15 protein-coding genes are annotated in these 18,202 nt (G+C 71.7%); 6 read left to right on the plus strand and 9 right to left on the minus strand.

The features are described from left to right. Nucleotides 1-1,067: endo-1,4-beta-xylanase (locus tag F8274_RS06715; RefSeq protein ID WP_151461413.1), on the minus strand; the 1,067-nt coding region annotated here is incomplete at its 3' end. 341 nt (nt 1,068-1,408) lie between these two features. Between F8274_RS06715 and F8274_RS06720 the strand changes: the two genes are divergently transcribed. Further along, nucleotides 1,409-2,248, plus strand: a complete 840-nt coding sequence (locus F8274_RS06720) for a S1 family peptidase (protein WP_151461414.1) — start codon at nt 1,409-1,411, stop codon at nt 2,246-2,248. A gap of 48 nt (nt 2,249-2,296) precedes the next feature. Here the strand turns inward: F8274_RS06720 and F8274_RS06725 are convergent, their stop codons facing one another. From F8274_RS06725 to F8274_RS06735, 3 genes are all read right to left on the minus strand, one after another. Then, on the minus strand, nt 2,297-2,656 hold the full coding sequence (locus tag F8274_RS06725) for a hypothetical protein (RefSeq protein ID WP_151461415.1): 360 nt from the start codon (nt 2,654-2,656) through the stop codon (nt 2,297-2,299). A gap of 100 nt (nt 2,657-2,756) precedes the next feature. After that, on the minus strand, nt 2,757-3,932 hold the full coding sequence (locus F8274_RS06730; RefSeq protein ID WP_151461416.1) for a zinc-dependent alcohol dehydrogenase: 1,176 nt from the start codon (nt 3,930-3,932) through the stop codon (nt 2,757-2,759). Between the two features lie 10 nt (nt 3,933-3,942). Next, nucleotides 3,943-4,923 (minus strand): SRPBCC family protein, encoded by a 981-nt coding sequence (locus tag F8274_RS06735; protein WP_225853633.1) that lies wholly within the window; start codon nt 4,921-4,923, stop codon nt 3,943-3,945. A 210-nt stretch (nt 4,924-5,133) separates the two neighbouring features. Here F8274_RS06735 and F8274_RS06740 point away from each other — a divergent pair, with 210 nt between their 5' ends. Then, complete coding sequence (locus F8274_RS06740; RefSeq protein ID WP_151461417.1) at nt 5,134-6,768, plus strand: MFS transporter; 1,635 nt, start codon at nt 5,134-5,136, stop codon at nt 6,766-6,768. Nucleotides 6,769-6,783: 15 nt separating this feature from the next. On the opposite strand, the gene F8274_RS06745 is transcribed toward F8274_RS06740, so the two are convergent. Together F8274_RS06745 and F8274_RS06750 are read right to left on the minus strand one after the other, a co-directional pair. Then, complete coding sequence (locus F8274_RS06745) at nt 6,784-7,116, minus strand: putative quinol monooxygenase (protein WP_151461418.1); 333 nt, start codon at nt 7,114-7,116, stop codon at nt 6,784-6,786. 46 nt (nt 7,117-7,162) lie between these two features. Next, the gene (locus F8274_RS06750; RefSeq protein ID WP_151461419.1) at nt 7,163-8,119 is read right to left on the minus strand and encodes a hypothetical protein; all 957 of its coding nucleotides are present in this window, start codon (nt 8,117-8,119) and stop codon (nt 7,163-7,165) included. Between the two features lie 310 nt (nt 8,120-8,429). Here F8274_RS06750 and F8274_RS06755 point away from each other — a divergent pair, with 310 nt between their 5' ends. Beyond that, nucleotides 8,430-9,494, plus strand: coding sequence for a DUF6081 family protein (locus F8274_RS06755; RefSeq protein ID WP_151461420.1), 1,065 nt, complete (start codon nt 8,430-8,432; stop codon nt 9,492-9,494). Between the two features lie 62 nt (nt 9,495-9,556). Next, nucleotides 9,557-9,862: a DUF1330 domain-containing protein gene (locus F8274_RS06760; RefSeq protein ID WP_151461421.1), complete on the plus strand. Its 306-nt coding sequence runs from the start codon at nt 9,557-9,559 to the stop codon at nt 9,860-9,862. 7 nt (nt 9,863-9,869) lie between these two features. On the opposite strand, the gene F8274_RS06765 is transcribed toward F8274_RS06760, so the two are convergent. The 3 genes from F8274_RS06765 to F8274_RS06775 form a co-directional block, all read right to left on the minus strand. Next, entirely contained in the window at nt 9,870-10,613 is a 744-nt protein-coding gene (locus F8274_RS06765; RefSeq protein WP_225853634.1) for an N-acetyltransferase, read from the minus strand. Nucleotides 10,614-10,723: 110 nt separating this feature from the next. Further along, a complete protein-coding gene (locus F8274_RS06770; protein WP_151461422.1) occupies nt 10,724-13,867 on the minus strand; it encodes a GH92 family glycosyl hydrolase in 3,144 nt (1,047 codons plus the stop codon). A 102-nt stretch (nt 13,868-13,969) separates the two neighbouring features. Continuing rightward, complete coding sequence (locus F8274_RS06775; RefSeq protein ID WP_151461423.1) at nt 13,970-14,998, minus strand: LacI family DNA-binding transcriptional regulator; 1,029 nt, start codon at nt 14,996-14,998, stop codon at nt 13,970-13,972. 356 nt (nt 14,999-15,354) lie between these two features. On the opposite strand from F8274_RS06775, the gene mmsA reads away from it, so the two are divergent. Together mmsA and mmsB are read left to right on the plus strand one after the other, a co-directional pair. Further along, nucleotides 15,355-16,902: a multiple monosaccharide ABC transporter ATP-binding protein gene (gene mmsA, locus F8274_RS06780; RefSeq protein ID WP_151461424.1), complete on the plus strand. Its 1,548-nt coding sequence runs from the start codon at nt 15,355-15,357 to the stop codon at nt 16,900-16,902. After that, nucleotides 16,899-18,197, plus strand: a complete 1,299-nt coding sequence (mmsB, locus tag F8274_RS06785) for a multiple monosaccharide ABC transporter permease (RefSeq protein WP_151461425.1) — start codon at nt 16,899-16,901, stop codon at nt 18,195-18,197. Before mmsA ends, mmsB begins: the two co-directional genes overlap by 4 nt. The last annotated feature ends 5 nt before the right edge of the window (nt 18,198-18,202 follow it).

The raw sequence follows: 18,202 nt of genomic DNA on the forward strand, positions 1-18,202 counted from the left end.
GGCGGCGGGGTGGTGCCGCCCGCGTTCAGCGCGTCGAGCACCGCCGTGTACGCCGGCTTCTTGTTGCCGTTGCCGTCGAAGAGCAGCGGGGTGCCGCTGGCCCGCCACGAGTCGGTGTCCCGGATGCCCCACACCGTGATGCCGGTGCAGCGGGACACGGCCAGGCAGTCCCGGACGACGTTGCCGTAGGTGGTGGCCTGGGTGCTGCCGGAGCCCTCGATGTCCAGCTCGGTGATCTGCACGTCGACGCCGAGGGCGGCGAAGTTCTGCAGGGTGGTCCGGTAGTTGCTCGGGTAGGGCGAGCCGCTGTTGAAGTGCGACTGCAGGCCGACGCAGTCGATCGGCACACCCCGTGCCTTGAAGTCCTTGACCATGTTGTACACGGCCTGGGTCTTTTCCCAGGTCCAGTTGTCGGTGTTGTAGTCGTTGTAGCAGAGCTTGGCGGCCGGGTCGGCGGCCCGGGCGGTGCGGAAGGCCACCTCGATCCAGTCGTTGCCGGTGCGCTGGAGGTTGGAGTCCCGGCGGCCGCCGCCGCTGTCGGCGAACGCCTCGTTCACCACGTCCCAGGCGTAGATCTTGCCCTTGTAGTGGGTGGCGACCTGGGTGATGTGGTTGACCATCGCCTGCCGCAGGGCGGTGCCGGACAGGTTCTGCGCCCAGCCCGGCTGCTGCGAGTGCCAGGCCAGCGCGTGGCCGCGCACGCGCATGCCGTTGGCCTGCGCGTGGCTGACGATCCGGTCGGCGCTGGTGTAGCTGAACTGGCCCTGGGACGGCTCGGTGGCGTCCCACTTCATCTCGTTCTCGGGGGTGACCATGTTGAACTCGCGGTTCAGGATGCCGACATACGTGGCGTCCGACAGCTTGTTCGCGGCCACCGCGGTGCCGAAGTAGCGGCCCTTCTCGGCGGCCGAAGCCCCGAGGGTCGTCCCGGCGCTGGCGCTGGTCGCCACCGCCACCGTCGCGGCGATCACCGCGACGCCGGCCATCATCGACACCACCGCGGTCCGCGGGCGCGACCGGGCCGCCGCGCTCAGGCTCCCGCTGCCGCGGGCGAGCAGCTTGTCCATCTGAAAGCCTCTCCTAGCCGTATCGGTGTGGACAGCCGCCCCGACCACTGCCCGCCACGGTGGTCGGCTCGGTGCGCGGCCGCCCGGAGGCCGCGCGGGGTGGGGAGGGGCACTCCCCGCCACCGTGAGTAGATCGAAGCGAATCTCTGGAGCGGAGACTACCGGAACGGTTCCGAAAACTTAACAGCGTCGATGGGGATGTGTTTTTCTCGTGCGGACTCGGTGGCGTGCGGACTCGGCGCGCGCGGAGGATCCGAAACTTCCAGACCTGGTTGAACCGGGGGTGGTCGGAGTGGATGCTGGGCAGGCATCGATACCGAACGATGAAAGGAGGCGTCCGCATGCGCCGATCGCTCGCGGTTCTCGCGCTGGCCGCCCTGCTCGCCGGCACCCCGACCGCCGCCCGGGCCGGCGTCGCCCCGGAACCCACGCCCACCGGGCTCGCCGCGGTGCGTACCGCCGGCACCGCGTGGGGCCTCGACCCGGCCAGCGGCCGGATGACGCTCACCGTCGACGACACCGTCACCGGCGTCCAGCTCGCCGCGCTGCGGCGCGCCGCGGCGCGGGCCGGCGCGGTGCTCCGCCACGGACCCGGCCGGCTGCGCACCCTGATCGCGGGCGGCCAGGCGATCTACGGCGGGGGAGGCCGCTGCTCGCTCGGCGCGAACGTGCGCAGCGGCAGCACCTACTACCTCGTCACCGCCGGGCACTGCACCAACCTGGCCGGCACCTGGTACGCCGACAGCGCCCGCACCACCGTGCTCGGCAGCCGGACCGGCACGAGCTTCCCCGGCAACGACTACGGGGTGGTCCGCTACACCGGCACGGTCGCCCACCCCAGCGCCGTGTACACCTATCCCGGCCAGGTCACCATCAACGCCGCCGGCAACGCGTACGTCGGTCAGGCGGTCTGCCGCAGCGGCGCCACCACCGGCGTGCGGTGCGGTTCGGTCACCGGCCTGAACCAGACCGTCAACTACGCCGAGGGCGCCGTGTCCGGGTTGATCCGGACCAACATCTGCGCGGAACCGGGGGACAGCGGCGGCCCGCTCTACGTGGCGTCGACCGGCACTGTCATCGGGATCCTGTCCGGCGGCAGCGGCAACTGCACCTCCGGGGGCACCAGCTACTACCAGCCCATCACGGAGGTCCTCGCCGCGTACGGTCTCACCGTTCCCTGAGCGCGCCGGGCGGGGACGCCGAGAAGCATCCCCGCCCGGCCCGTCCGCTCAGCCGGCGCAGTTGTTGTTGCGCGCCGGCTGGGTGAGCTTCTCCTGCGTGCCGAACTTCGCGTACAGCCGCAGGTAGCACGGCAGCTCGACGTCGCCGTAGTAGCTGACGACCTGGTTGTCGTAGTGCGTCGTGCCGCTCTCGGTGACCTGCCAGGTGCCGCCGTCGCCGGACTGGATCTCCCAGTAGACGTCGCCGGAGCAGCCCTCCAGGCCCCGGGCCCAGGCGATGATGTTGGCCCCGTTGTAGATCTCGGACTGCACCAGGGTGCAGGTCGCCGCCTGCGCCGGTGCGGCGCCGACGAACAGTCCCGCCGTCAGCAACGCCCCTGCACCGACCGCCGACATCAGCTTGCGCATGGTCCGACCCCTCCAAGGTGGATAGTGGATCACTTCCTTCGGAGGGTAGCCGCCTGCGCAAAGAAGCTTCAATATTGGAGGCACCGTCTGTTGGAAACTTTCAGGGCTTGAGCACCACCTTCAGGCAGTCGTCCTGCTTGTTCTTGAAGATGTCGTAGCCGTGCGGTGCGTCGTCGAGCCCCATCGTGTGGGTGATGATGAAGCTCGGGTCGATCTCGCCCTTGCGGATGCGCTCCAGCAGCGGGCGCATGTAGCGCTGCACGTGGGCCTGCCCGGAGCGCAGGGTCAGCGACCGGTTCATGAACGAGCCTATCGGGAACTTGTCGATGAAGCCCCCGTACGCCCCGATCGCCGAGACGGTGCCGCCGTTGCGGCAGGCCAGGATCGCCTCGCGCAGCGCGTGCGGCCGGTCGGTCTCCGCCTTCACGGCCTGCTTCGCCCGGTCGTACGCGTGCAGCGCCGCCGAGGGGTGGTGCCCCTCCATGCCGACGGCGTCGATGCAGACGTCCGGCCCGCGGCCGGCGGTCATCTCGCGCAGCGTGTCCAGGACGTCGGTCTCCTCGTAGTTGATGGTGTCCGCGCCGGCCCGGTCCCGCGCGATCCGCAGCCGGTACGGGAACCGGTCGATGACGACCACCTGCTCGGCGCCGAGCAGGAAGGCGCTCACCGCGGCGAACTGGCCGACCGGCCCCGCGCCCCAGACCGCCACCACGTCGCCGGGCTTGACGTCGCCCATCTCGGCGGCCATGTAACCGGTGGGCAGCACGTCGGACAGGAACAGCACCTGCTCGTCCGGCAGGTCGTCGCCGACCTTGAGCGCGCCGACGTCGGCGTACGGGACCCGGACGTACTCGGCCTGCCCGCCCGCGTAACCCCCCATCAGGTGCGAGTAGCCGAAGATGCCGGCGGGGGTGTGGCCCATGGCGGTCTCCGCGATCGCCGCGTTCGGGTTGGAGTTCTCGCAGACCGAGTAGAGGCCGCGTTGGCACGAGGCGCAGTCCCCGCAGGCGATGGGGAAGCCGACCACCACCCGGTCACCGACGCGCAGCCCGTCGCGCGCCCCGGAGCCCAGTTCGACGACCTCGCCCATGAACTCGTGGCCCAGCACGTCGCCGCGCTTCATGGCCGGGATGAACCCGTCGAGCAGGTGCAGGTCTGATCCGCAGATCGCGGCCGAGGTGACCTTGACGACCGCGTCACGCGGGTTGAGGACCGTCGGGTCCGGTACCTCCTCGACGGCTACCCGGTTCGGTGCGACCCAGCAGTTGGCCTTCATGGTGCCTCCCTCACGCGGTCCGGTGGGTCGCCAGCGGGCGGGCCGGACGCTGCTTCGCCTGGTTTTGGATGCTCGTGCCGTCGGGTGTCCCGTCCGACCGGGTCAGCTCGCCGGTCTCGATGACCTGCTTGAACCGCCGCAGGTCGTCGCAGATCTGCTGCTGCGGGTTCTCGCCGAACGCCTTCGCGACCAGCGTGCCCACCCGGCGGCCGGGCACCGCGTACTCCAGTTCCACCCGCACCTCGGTGCCGTTGCCGCCGGCCGCCCGGGTGAAGCGGACAGTGCCGGAGTTGGGCACCCGGGAACCGTCCACGGAGCGCCACCTGATCATCTCGTTCGGGCGCTCGTCCACGATCTCCGCCTCCCACTCGACGGTCCGGCCGGCCGGCGCCTTCGCCGACCACCGGGAGCGCCGCGGGCCGGTGGTCGTCACCGACTGCAGGTGGTACATGAACCGCGGCAGGTTCTCGAAGTCGTGCCAGAAGCGGTACGCCTCCTCGGGGGTCCGGTTGACCGTCACGGAGCCGTGCGCGAAGCCCCCCGGGCGGATCCGCCGGTTGCGGGCGGCGCGCACCGAGGCGTAGAGGTCGAGGGCGGTGATCCCGCCCAGGACGGCGAGGGTGAGACCGGTCCGCCGGCGCCGGTCGCCGCACCGGTTGCGGTACGCCCGGCCGGTGGCGGCCAGGTCCAGCACGTCGCCCGCCACGCGGGTCCACGGCCCCAGCCCGGCCCGGCGCGGCACCAGCAGCACCGCGGCGTGGCCGATCTCCCGGACCCCGGTGACCCGCAGCACCGTCCTGGCCGTGCGCGAGTCGTCCACGCCGGCCGCCCGGGCCAGCCGTGACCCCGCAGCGAGCGCGCTCACACCGAGGCCGAGGCTGAACCAGCCCAGCATGCGGGCCAGCCCCTCCGACCCCTGGTCCCGGGTCGCCCGCTGGATCCCGAGATTGTCGGTCACCGAGCGGACTCCCATGGTCGTCTCTCGTGTCATCTGTCGTCACCCCGCGTTCGAGAAGGTGTCGGTACCGCTCCCCGTGGAGTGGGAGGGCAGGCACCGACAGGCCGGCGTGCCTTTCCCGCTTATCCCGGCCCCACACCCGGACGGTCGGCCGGCGTGTGGAACCGGCGTCACCGGGAACCCGGCGGCGGCAGAGGAGCGCGGACTCGCGCGGGGCGGCGACACGGGGAGAGGCATGGGACGGTGACCGCCACCACGGACGCCACCGCCGAGCAGTCGTTCTCGGCCTGGTCGCCGCTGCGCACCGCGGTCTACCGCAACCTGTGGTTCGCCCTGCTCGCGGCGAACATCGGCACCTGGATGCAGACGGTCGGCGCGCAGTGGCTGCTGGTGCACCAGGCCAACGCCTCCACGCTGGTCGCCCTGGTGCAGACCGCCAGCCTGCTGCCGATGCTGCTGCTCGCGCTGCCGTCGGGTGCGCTCGCGGACACCTTCGACCGCCGGCACCTGCTGATCTCCGTACAGCTGTTCCTGGTGGCGGTGGCCGTGGCGCTGACGCTGCTCACGGCGGCGGGGCACATGCCGCCGGCGCTGCTGCTCACCCTCACCTTCGCCTTCGGCGTCGGGCAGGCGCTGACCCTGCCGGCCTGGGCCTCGATCATCCCCGAGTTGGTGCCCCGCGAGCAGCTCCGGGCGGCCTCCGCGCTCGGGGCGATCAGCGTCAACGCGGCCCGTGCCGTCGGGCCGGCCGCCGCCGGCGTGCTGATCGCCCGGGTGGGCGTGGCCCCGGTCTTCGGACTCAACGCGGTGGCCTACCTGATCTTCGCGCTGGCGCTGTTCCGGTGGCGTTCCGGCAGCGCCCGGGCCGTCGAGGTGCCCGAGCGCTTCACCGCCGCGCTGCGCGCCGGCGGCCGTTACGTGCGGCACTCGCCGACGGTGCGCCGGCTGTTGCGCCGGGCGCTGGTGTTCATCATCCCCGCCAGCGCCCTGTGGGCGCTGCTGCCGCTGGTGGCGAGCCGCCGGCTGGGCCTGGGTTCCGGCGGGTACGGCCTGCTGCTGGCCGCCCTGGGGGTGGGCGCCATCCTCGGTGGGCTGCTGCTGTCGTGGACCCGCACCGCGATGAAGCCCAACCAGTTCCTGCTGCTGGCCGGGGCGGTGTACGGGGTGACGCTGATTCTGGTGGGGACGGTCCGGAGCGTCCCGGTGGTGCTGGTCGCCCTGCTGCCGGCCGGGCTGGCCTGGGTGACCGTGCTCTCCAACGTCAATGCCGAGGTCCAGCTCTTCCTCCCCGGCTGGGTACGCGCCCGCGGCCTGGCCGTCTACCAGGTGGTCCAGGGCGGCGGACAGGCCGTCGGGGCGCTGCTCTGGGGCGTGGTGGCCGACCTCGCCGGGCTGGTCGCCGCCTTCGCGGTGGCGGCCGCCCTCATGCTGATCGGTGCGGTGACGTCGCAGATCTGGCCGCTGCCCGACCTGCGCGGTCTGACCCGGGACCCGACCGCCTACCGACCGCCCCTGGCGCTCGCGCTCCAACCGGATCCCCGGGTCGGGCCGGTGCTGGTGACGGTCACCTACACGGTCCGGCCCGAGCGGGAGGCGGAGTTCCTCGGCGCGATGGACCACGTCCGCGGTTCGCGGCAGCGCACCGGGGCGATGCGGTGGGGGCTCTTCCGCGCCGGCGAGACGCCCGACCAGTTCAGCGAGGTCTACCTGGTGCCCTCCTGGGACGAGCACCTGCGCCAGCACGGCGGCCGGCTGACCGAGGCCGACCGGGAGGCGGAGGACCGGGCGCGGGAGCTGTCCGACGGCGCGCCCGTGGTGCGCCACCTGCTGCCGGCGGCCGTCGGCCGGGCGGAGGCGGTCGGCGAGCAGGTGTGCTGACGGGTCGTCCCGGTGTCAGTCGCCGTCGGGGACGGCCATCTCGCCGAGCCGGGACCAGTCCTGCTGCGGCACGGTCATGTTGACGATCCGGGGCGTCTCGGCCAGGTGCGGCGGGAGGGTGCGCTGCGCCTCGCGGAAGTGCGCGGACCGCACGTGCGCGGCGCCCGCGTCGTCGTCCCGGAACGCCTCGACCAGCACGTACTCCGTCGGGTCGTCGAGGCTGCGGGACCAGTCGAACCAGAGGCAACCGGGTTCGGCCCGGGTGGCCTCGGTGAAGTCGGCGGCGATCTGCGGCCAGCGGTCGGCGTCCTCGGGCCGGACCCGGAACTTCGCGGTGATGAAGATCATGCGCTTCAGGCTACCCAGGCGGCCGCCGGCTCGCCGCCGTCGCCGGTCAGTCCTTGGTGACCGGAGTGAGCAGCTCCGACGCCCGGCGGTCGGCGAACGCGGTGACCGCCTGCTGGCCGGCGCCGAAGACGATGGCGACGCCCAGCAGGGCGGCGGTGCTGTTCACCGTCGTCTCCACGAGGCCGCCGATCACCAGCATGATCCCCACGACCGCGACCAGCGGCCCGATGGCCAGCTTCAGCAGGCCCTGCTGGAAGGGCAGCTTGTAGGGCAGGCCGCCGGACCGCGAGGTGATCATCGAGGGCAGGGCGCTGATGAACGCGCCGAGCGCCCCGGCGATGAGCACGAAGAAGAGCAGCCGCCAGGCCGGCACGCCGGCCGCGTCGGTCGGTGCCTTGAGCAGTTGCACGTCCCGGCTGCGCCACTGCACGAGGACCATGAGCACCTCGGCGATCAGCGCGAACACCGACAGCCCGAGCATCCGGTTGCGCAACCGGCGTACCGACTCGTGGAACTCGTCGGACGCCGAGTGGTAGCGCAGCAGCAGCGCCTGCACCTTGGCCTGGAACCGGGCCGGGGCCGCGGCGTCCGTCGACGCGTCGAAGTCGGTCAGCACCTTGTCGTCGGCCTTCAGGAACTGCGCGGCCGCGCTCTGGTACGCCGGCAGCAGGCCGAGCAGTTCCTCGGGCGTCCGCAGCCCCACCATGGCGCGTTCCACCGAGTGGATGGTCTGCCAGGCGTACTCCAGGTTGCCGCCGCGCAGCCACTCGACCACGCCGCTGCGGCCGAGCACCGACTCCACGCCGGACAGTTGGGCGCGCAGCGCGGCGACCCGGTCGGGGTTCACCGTGCCGCCGGCCTCCAGGCCGCTGAGCTGCTGGTACAGGTCGTCCAGCTTGGTCCGTACCCGCACCTGCCAGACCGCGGTGGGCACCGTGGACCCGGTCGGCGCCGGCGGTGGTGTCTCCGGGGTGGTCCCGGGTTGGGTCTCCTGGTCGATCATGGTGACTCCCCCCAACCGGCGCAGCTCGGCGGCTGGCCTCTGGTCCAGTATCCGCAGGTCAGGGGCGTAATGACCAGGGCGGTTCGGGCAGTTGACAGCTTCCGTGCCGCAGGGGGTCCCGACCAACGGTCCATGGTGGCGGAGCCCGGCGGAGCCTGCCGGCACCGCCCCGCCTGGACGGCCGGGCCGTCCGGCTCGGCGGGCCGCGCCGCGCGGTGGATGCCGGGGACGGCATCCACCTCGGACGATGGTTCGAGGTGGCGCGGCCGCGACCGGCGCGGTCCCGGGGCACCGCGGCAGGGAGGACGACGTGCGCAGACAGGACAGGTTCCGCCGCGTGCTGGGCGCCGCGACGGTCGTCGTGGTGGTCGGGGTTCCGGGAGCGGCCGTCGCGGCACCGGGGTCACGGCCGAGCGTCGTGCACTACGACTCGGCCGACCTGGCCGAGTACGAGCGGAAGTGGTCGAACATCTACGGCCCGCTGGACGGGGCGACCCGCGCCGTCGCCGACGGGGTGGTCACCGTCAGCGACGTGCCGTTCAAGACCGGCGTGGACTACAACGTCTACGACCATCTCAAGTACATGGCCGTCAGCAACCGCACCTTCCCGGTGCCCCGGCAGGGGTCGGTCGAGTTCTCCGTGGACATCACGGCGCGTACCCCGGGCGCGGCCGGCGGGCACGTGGTGCACGGCCGGTACGGGCCGCCGGGCTCCGCCGCCGTCGCCGGACCGACCGCCCGCCCCTACGCCCGCGCCGTGCTGGAGGGGCAGCAGGCGGCCGTGGTGCTCAACATGATCGACTTCTGCACCGGGCAGCTCTTCGACTGGTTCGTCTCCGGCACCCGCGCGTTCCCGCTGATCGAGCGGCTGCCCAGCACGGTCACCGGCAACACCACCAACCCGGACTGCCCGGGCGCCACCGAGGTCGGCCTGGACCGGGCGTACACGCAGATCATCCGGGAGGTTCCCATCACGCCGGGCGTGCCGCACCGGGCCGCGATCCGCTACCGCGAGGCGGGCGGGCACGCCAGCGTGACGTACCTGCTGGACGACGTCGTGGTCGCGCGGGTCGGGCAGGTGGGCGTGCCGCTGGACCGGCAGGGCGTCGGCTACACCGGCACGTACCCGTCGCTGGGCCCCGGCGAGCCGCTGGCCGGGAAGATCCGGTCGTTCTTCCTGGCGCACGGCCTGTTCAGCCTGCTCGACGCGTTCCCGTTCCAGTACGGCTGCACCCCGCCGGACGCCACCGGCCCCGGCGTCTGCGACCCGCGGTACGCGCCCTACAGCGTTTCCATCCCGCCCGCGGAACGGGCCTTCGGCCAGGGCGCGATCGGCTCGTTCCGCAGCTTCACCGTCCGCACGGTCGGCCGGTAGGCGGCCTGGCGCTGCCGGGCCGGGGGACACCGGCGGCGCGTACCGGTGAGTAGCCTGGGTCGGTGACCGTCTACGCCCTCGCGCAGATCACCGTCCACGACCGGCAGCGCTACGACCGGTACGTCGCCGCCTTCCTGCCCGTCCTGGCCCGGCACGGCGGCCGGCTGCTCGCCGCCGACCCGTCCCCGCGCGTGGTCGAGGGGAGCTGGCCGCACGAGAAGGTCGTGCTCATGTCCTTCGACAACCGGGCGGACTTCGAGCGGTGGTCCACCTCCCCGGAATACCGGGAGATCTCCCGGGACCGGGAGGCGGCCACCGAGGGGGTCGTGCTCCTGCTCGACGGGATCGGCCACGCCTGGCCGGCCTGACCGCCGGTCACAGCCGGTGCCGCACCCACACGTTCGGCTCGACGTAGGCGGCGTGGTCGTGCGCCACGTCGACAAGCACCGGCGCCAGCGCTCCCGGCACGTGCACCGGCCCGCTGGTGTCGAACGGCAGCCCGGTCCACCGCCGCCAGTTGGCGAGGGTGCCGGTGATCGCCATCGACCGGGGCGCCACCCGCTCGATCACCCCGCCGGCCCGGACGTGCACCCGCAGCCACGGGTCGACCGGCAGGCCGTCGGGGCGGACCCGCGCCGCGTACTCGCTCATCGGCACGTCCGGGACGGTGGCCTTGCCGCTCGGGCGCACCGGCGCCACCAGGGTGTCGAAGCCCTGCCGGGCGACCGCCGCGCGCATCGCCGCGAGCATCAGCCCGGACACCCCGCCGCCGCGCCGGTCCGGCCGCACGCAGATCTCCAGTGCGGAGACGAGGTTCGGTGTGTCGCCGCTCAGCCGGTTGACGGTGGAGCGCTGGATCACCCGGTCCCAGCCGCCGTCGGGCAGCTCGTCCTCGGTCCAGCGCAGCGGCACGGCGTACGCCTTGGCGACGGCACGGCCCGGCTCGGCGGGGTCGACGGCGGCGAAGACGAACTCCGGGTAGAGGTCGTGGGCCACGCTGTAGTACACCGAGCCCATCGGGTCCCAGAGCATGAACTGCGGCCAGGCGCCGTCGAAGTCCTTGTCGAGCAGCGGCGCCAGGTCGGGGCGCTCGGCCAGGCTTACGATGTCCAGGGTCACGCCGGGCACGGTAGAGCGGTCACCACCCGATCCGCACGCGCTTTTCCGCTCCGGCGGCGGCCGGTGCCCCGCGGGCGCCGGCCGCCGTCCGAGCGGTTTTGGGCCCGCGGTCAGGTGCCGAAGACCTCGACCTCGTAGAGGCGGGCGGCCGCGTCGCCGGTCTGGGTGGGGGTGAGCACCTTGACCTGCACGTACCTGCCGTCGACGGACATCGGGTGGGTGCTCACGCCCGCCGTGTTGCCCCGCACCTGGGCGACGGTCGTCCAGGTCGACCCGTCGGGGGAGACCTGCAGGTCGAAGTCCCGCGTGTTCCAGGCGGGATCCTCGCCGCCGGCTGCGGCGTGGTGGACGGTGACCGACTGGATGCGGTGGCCGCCGCCCAGGTCGATGCGGAGGGACTTCGTGGCGCCGGTCGAGCACCACTTGTCGGAGTTGCCGCCGGAGGTGCTGCCGTTGACGGCCTTCTCGGGCCCCTCCGTGCTCGCGCACTGGGAGTCGGCGGTGGCGGGCCGGTTCAGCGCCAGGTTCGTCGCGCCCGCGGCGCCGTACACCTCGAACTCGCCGATCCGGGCGGCGGTGTTGCCGTTGTTGGTCGGCGTGGTGATGCTGAGCCGGACGTACCGGGCCGGCACGGCCGGTACGGGGTGGTAGGTGCGGCTCGCGCGGTTCCCGGTGACGGTGGCGCGGGTCGTCCAGGCGCTGTCGTCGATGCTGGTCTGGATGGTGAAGTCACCGGTGTTCCAGCCGGTGTTCTCCCCGCCGAGCCCGGCGTGCTTGACGACGAACGAGCGGACGGTCTGGTTCGCGCCGAGGTCGACCTGGAGGAACTTCGTGCCGGAGGCGAGCGAGCACCACTTGCTGGTGCTGCCCAGGCGGCCGTCGAACGCCTTCTCCGGGCCCTCGGCGGCGTTGCACGCGGCCGAGCCGCTGGCCGGCTTGCCGGCGGCCAGGTTGGCCCCCAGCTCCGGTGCGGCCGCCGGCGGGGTCGACCCGTCGGTGAACGACGGCGGCACGTCGGCGGGGTTGGTGCCCCACGACGACGGCGCGCCGCCCATCGTGTACGACAGGGTGGCGCCGCCCGCGAGGTCGCCGTAGCGCAGCCAGGTGCGCTGGGTGGGCGCCCCGTTGACGGCGAGGCCCTGCACGTACTGGTTGCCCTGGCCCGCGTTGGCGGCGGTGATCTGGACGTCGCCGGCCGGCCGGTCGACGAGGACCGACGGGAAGATCGGGCCGTGCAGGGCGAGGGTGTCGGCGCCCGGGGTGGGCGGATACATGCCGAGGGCGGACCAGACGTACCAGGCGGAGGTGGCGCCGAGGTCGTCGTTGCCGGGCAGGCCGCCAGGGCCGGTGGTGAACGACTCGTTCATGATCCGCCGGACCGCGGCGCTGGTGCCGGCCGGCGCCGCGGCGAAGTGGTAGGCCCAGGGGACGCCGTGCTCCGGTTCGTTGCCGATGTAGAAGTACGGCTGCGACTGGCCGCCGTTGGTCTGGGTGAAGTGGTGGTCGAGCCGCTGGACGGCGGTCTGCCGCCCGCCCATGAGGTCGATGAGGGCGCCCAGGTTGTAGGGGACCATCCAGGTGTACTGCGAGGCGTTGCCCTCGACGAAGTTCGACTGGCTGGCCGGGTCGAGCGGCCACGGCCAGCTGCCGTCGGCGTTGCGCGGGTGGACGTAGCCCGACTCGGTGTTGAATGTGTTGCGCCACCACTGCGCCCGCGCCATGTGGGTGTCGTAGGTGGCGGTGTCGCCCAGGGCCCGGGCGAACTGGGCCACCGCGAAGTCGCTGGCGGAGTATTCCAGCGAGTCCGACGGGTCGCCGTCGATGTAGTGGCGCTGGACGTAGCCGCTCTGCCGGCCGCGGATCGGGCTGCCCTGGGTGGTGCCGCCGGCGGAGCTCTTCTTCATGAGGGCCAGCGCCGCCGCGGTGTCGAACCCGCGGACGCCGAACTGGTACATGCTGTCGACGACGATCGGGCCGGGGTCGCCGGTCATGACGAAGGCCTCGTTATGGTTGTGCGACCACTTCGGCAGCAGGCCGCCCTGCTGGCCGTCGAGCACCATGGACTTCGCGATGTCGGCCGCCTCGGCGGGCGCGAGGAAGGCGATCAGCGCGGCCCAGGAGCGGTAGATGTCCCAACCGGAGTAGTTCTGGTAGACCGGGTGGCCGGCGGTGTGGACGGCGTTGTCGAAGCCCCGGTACTGCCCGTCGACGTCGCTGGCCAGGTTGGGGTTGATGAACACGCGGTACAGCGCGGTGTAGAACTTCTGCAGGTCGGCGGCGGCGCCGCCGGTGACCTGCACGCGGTTGAGGATCGCGTTCCACTGGGCGTCGGCGTCGGCCCGGACGGTGTCGAAGGCGAAGCCGGACTGCTCGGCAGCGAGGTTGGCCTGCGCGCCGGCCGCGCTGACGAAGGAGATGCCGACCTTGACCTGCACCACCGGGTTGCCGGAGGTGTCGAAGGTCAGGTAGCCGCCGGAGTTGGTGCCGCTGGCGCTCGTGGAGCCGGCGGTCACGGTGCCGCCGAGCCAGGTGCCGACGCCGCTGGGGGCGCGGTCGAACTCCATCCGGTAGAAGATCTGGTAGGTCCTGCTGTTGCCGCAGAAGCCGCCGCCGGTGACGCTGCCGGTCACGGTGGAGCCGCTGATCTGGATCGAGCCGGGGCGGTTGCCGGTGGCGCTGCGACTGGTGTTGATGAGCACCCGCGCGGTGCTGGTCGCGGGATAGGTCAGCCGCAGGGCGGCGCTGCGCCGGGTGGCCGACGCCTCGACCCGGGTGTTGCCGTAGTTGCTGAGCACGGCCCGGTAGAAGCCGGGCCGGGCCTGTTCCTGGGCCTTGTCCTGAGTGGCGCGGTAGGACGTCCACGAGGTGCCCGGCGAGGCGCCGAGCGCGCCGGTGACGGGCAGGATCCCGAGGTCCTCGTTGTTGGCGCAGCCGGCGCCATTGAAGTGGGTGAGGCTGAACTCCTCGATCTGGGTGTCGCTGAATCGGTAGCCCGAGGGTGAGGCGGTGGGGGTGTCCGGGCTCAGCTGCACCATGCCGAAGGGCTGCACCGGGCCGGGGACGGTGCTGCCGCCGGCGCCGCCGCCGACCGGGTTCGGCGCGTTGCTGTCGTCGGTGCCGATGAACGGGTTCACGTACGGGGTGAGGTTGAGCGGCGCGGCTGCGGCGGGCGAGGCGACCGCGACGAGTGCGGACGCTCCGGTGACGGCGGTGGCCACCAGGGTGAGCAGGCGGGACGGGCCTGATCGGAGCATGAGGCGATCCTCCTTAGGCGCGGACGACCCTCCGTGACATCGTTGTCATCGACAGGTGTCACCGTCCTGTGTAGAGCCCAGGGAGGTGTGTGTCAATGGGGACTAGGAGTGGGACGGGGTAGGTGGCCGCTCGCCCGAGCCCCGGGCCAGGAGGCGGGTCGGGATCACCACCTGCCGGGCGGGCCCGCGGTGACCGTCGATCCGGTCGAGCAGCAGCCCGGCCGCCCGCCGGCCCATGTCCTCCGGGTCGTGCGCCACGACGCTCACGCTCAGGACGTCGCCGACGTCCACCTCGTCGAAGCCGACCAGCGCGGGCGGCGCCGGATGCCCCCGCAGCGCGAGCAGGGCCCCCAGGGTGATCCGGTTGTTCAGGGTGAACAGGGCGGTCGGGGGCGGGGTGCGGGCCAGCAGACCCCGCACGGCCCGTTCGGCGGCGGCGACGTCGTGCGCGTTCTCCACCAGGTAGTCCGCCCAGTTCGCCACGCCCACGGCGCGCATGGCCTCGGCGAAGCCGTCCAGCCGGTCCCGGTGGGTGCTCAGGCGGGCCAGGTCGCCCACCACCCCGATCCGCCGGTGGCCTGCCGCGGTCAGGTGGGCGCCGGCCTGCCGGGCGCCGTGGTGGTTGTCCAGCAGCACGGTGTCCGCGCTCAGCTCGACCGGCGGCCGGTCCACGAACACGAACGGGATGCCGTGGCGGTGTTCGGCCGCGAAGTGGGCGTGCTCGGTCGCGGTCGAGGCGATCACCAGCCCGCGGACCCGCCGCTCCAGCAGCGCGTCGGCGAGCCGCCGCTCCCACTCCGGATCCTCGTCGGTGCTCGCGGTGATCAGCTGGAGGCCGCGCATGCGCAGGTCGCGCTCCAGGCCCCCGGCCAGCCGGGAGTAGAACGGGTTCGCCAGGTCGCCGATGAGCAGGCCGACCAGCGTGGAGGTGCTCGCGCCCCGGCGCAGCTCGCGGGCCACCCCGTTCAGTCGGTAGCCGAGCTGGTCGGCGGCGTCGCGCACCCGCGACCGGGTCTCCGGGGCCACCCGGGGTTCGCCCCCGAGGGCCCGGGAGGCGGTCTTCACCGACACGCCGGACAGCGCCGCGACCTGCGCCAGGCTCGGTCGACCAGCCTTCCGGTCAGCGGTCATGGCGGGAATTATGACACCGGGGTGGCAGGTGATCGCCGGCTCGGGTCGGCGTCGGCGTCCCGGCCCACACCAGGACCGGCCCGGGTCACGAGGGCCGTTCGGAAACCGCGGTATACGATGCGCGTCAACGATGTCATGGGCTGGTCGGTAGCACCCCCGTCGCGCTTGTCGGCAAGCCGAGGGGGCGTCGCGAAAGTCACCGAGCGTGGCGGTCGATATTACCGACTTGTTACGCAAAAGAGCGACTTGGGCACTTGCGGAAGCGCCTCCGACGAGATTTCCTTGCCCACGACAACGAAAAGTGAGCGAAGGTCATAACCCGCGGAGGCGGCCATGACGTTGGCAAGGTGGGAGCGATGAGCGATCTGCCCGTCCTCCTGGAGATGCGCTCCATCACCAAGGAGTTCCCCGGCGTCAAGGCCCTGGCCGACGTCAACCTGGTGGTCCGCGCCGGTGAGATCCACGCCATCGTCGGCGAGAACGGCGCCGGCAAGTCGACGCTCATGAAGGTGCTCAGCGGGGTCTACCCGTACGGCAGCTACGACGGCCAGATCGTCTACCAGGGCGCCGAGACCCGCTTCTCCGACATCCGGGCGAGCGAGAACGCCGGGATCGTGATCATCCACCAGGAGCTCGCGCTCATCCCGGGCATGTCGATCGCCGAGAACATCTTCCTCGGCAACGAGCCCCGCAAGCGGGGGGCGATCGACTGGAAGGCCGCGAACCGGATGGCGCTGGACCTGATGGCCCGGGTCGGCCTGCGGGAGGACCCGGACACCCTGGTCAAGGACATCGGCGTCGGCAAGCAGCAGCTCGTGGAGATCGCCAAGGCGTTCGCCAAGGACGTCAAGCTGCTCATCCTGGACGAGCCGACGGCCGCGCTCAACGAGGCCGACTCCCAGCACCTGCTGGACCTGCTGCGCGGTTTCCGCTCGCGGGGCATCACCTCGATCATGATCTCGCACAAGCTCAACGAGATCGAGGCGATCGCCGATCAGATCACCATCATTCGTGACGGCCGCACCGTCGAGACGCTGGACGTCAAGGCGGACGGCGTCGACGAGGACCGGATCGTGCGGGGCATGGTCGGTCGCGAGCTGAGCAGCCGCTTCCCGGACCACACCCCGAAGATCGGCGAGGTGTTCTTCGAGGTCCGGAACTGGAACGTCCGGCACCCGATCTCCGCCGAGCGGCAGGTCTGCAAGAACGAGAGCTTCACCGTGCGGCGCGGCGAGATCGTCGGCTTCGCCGGCCTGATGGGCGCCGGCCGCACCGAGCTGGCCATGAGCGTCTTCGGCCGCTCCTACGGGGTGTACGAGTCGGGCACGATCATCAAGGACGGCAAGGAGATCGTCCTGAAGTCGGTGGCGGACGCGATCGCCCACGGGCTCGCGTACGTCAGCGAGGACCGCAAGGCGATCGGCCTGAACCTGCTCGACGACATCAAGACCTCGACGGTCGCCGCCAAGCTGTCGAAGATCTCCCGCCACGGGGTCCTCGACGAGGTCGCGGAGTACCAGGCGGCCGAGTCCTACCGCCGGGAACTGCGCACCAAGGCGCCGACGGTCGACGAGGGCGTCTCCAAGCTCTCGGGCGGCAACCAGCAGAAGGTCGTCCTGGCGAAGTGGATGTTCACGGACCCGGACCTCCTGATCCTCGACGAGCCGACCCGCGGCATCGACGTGGGCGCCAAGTACGAGATCTACGGCATCATCCAGCGGCTCGCCGACCAGGGGAAGGGCGTCGTCGTCATCTCCTCGGAGCTCCCCGAGTTGATCGGGCTCTGCGACCGCATCTACACCGTGTTCGAGGGCACCATCACCGGCGAGATCGCCCGGCAGGACGCGGACCCGGAAACCCTCATGAAGCAGATGACCTCGACGAAGAAGATGCAGACACGATGAGCCGAATCAAGGACCTGCAGAAGAACCTCTTCGGAGGGACCACGTCCAACGCCCGCCAGTTCGGGATGATCTTCACGCTGGTGCTGATCGTCCTGATCTTCCAGATCTGGACCAACGGCCTGACCCTGCGATCGGACAACCTGATCGCACTGTTCAACCAGAACTCGTACATCCTCATCCTGGCCATCGGCATGCTCATGGTGATCGTCGCCGGGCACATCGACCTCTCGGTCGGCTCGATCGCCGCCTTCACCGGCATCCTGGTGGCCAAGTCGATGGCGGAGTGGTCGCTGCCCTGGCCCGTCGCCATCCTGTTCGGCCTGGTGATCGGCGCGATCATCGGCGCCTGGCAGGGCTTCTGGGTCGCGTACGTCGGGGTGCCGGCGTTCATCGTCACCCTGGCCGGCATGCTGCTCTTCCGGGGCGGCAACCAGTTCATCGGTAACGCGAACACGATCTCGGTGCCGGAGGGCTTCCGGGTGATCGGCTCGGGCTTCCTGCCCGAGGTCGGCCCGGACACCGGCTACAACAACCTGACGCTCCTGCTCGGCCTCGCCGCGTGTGTGGCCGTGGTGTGGCGGGAGTTCCAGGCCCGCAAGACCCGCCGCGAGATGGACGCCGAACCGGCCCCGATGTGGATCTCGGTGCTCCGGATGGCCGTCATGGTCGGCGTGATCGTCTTCGCGTCGCTGCGGTTCGCCAGCGGCCGGGTCGGCACGAGCTTCCCGGTCTCCGGCATCATCCTGCTGGCGCTGGTGCTCGCCTACTCCTTCTACACCCGGAACACCGCGGGCGGCCGACACATCTACGCCGTCGGCGGCAACTCCCGGGCCGCGGAGCTCTCCGGTGTGAAGCTCAAGCGGGTCAACTTCTTCGTCATGATGAACATGGCGATCCTGGCCTCCCTGGCCGGCATGATCTTCGTGGCCCGTTCGGCGGCCTCCGGGCCGCAGGACGGCAACGGCTGGGAACTGGACGCGATCGCCGCCGTCTTCATCGGTGGCGCGGCCGTCGCCGGCGGCATCGGCACCATCAGCGGCTCGATCGTCGGCGGTCTGGTGATGGCGGTGCTCAACAACGGTCTCCAGCTCCAGGGCGTGGGCACCGACAAGGTCCAGATCATCAAGGGCCTGGTGCTGCTGCTGGCCGTCGCGGTCGACGTCTACAACAAGAAGCAGGGCCGGTTCTCGATCATCGGCAGCCTCACCCGCTCCTTCCGCCGCGACACGCCCGCCCCGCCCACGGCACCACCGGACGCGGAACGGGAAACCGCCCGCACGGCCGTGCCGAGCTGACGTTC

This window comes from Micromonospora sp. AMSO31t (assembly GCF_008868175.1).
Lineage (GTDB): Bacteria > Actinomycetota > Actinomycetes > Mycobacteriales > Micromonosporaceae > Micromonospora.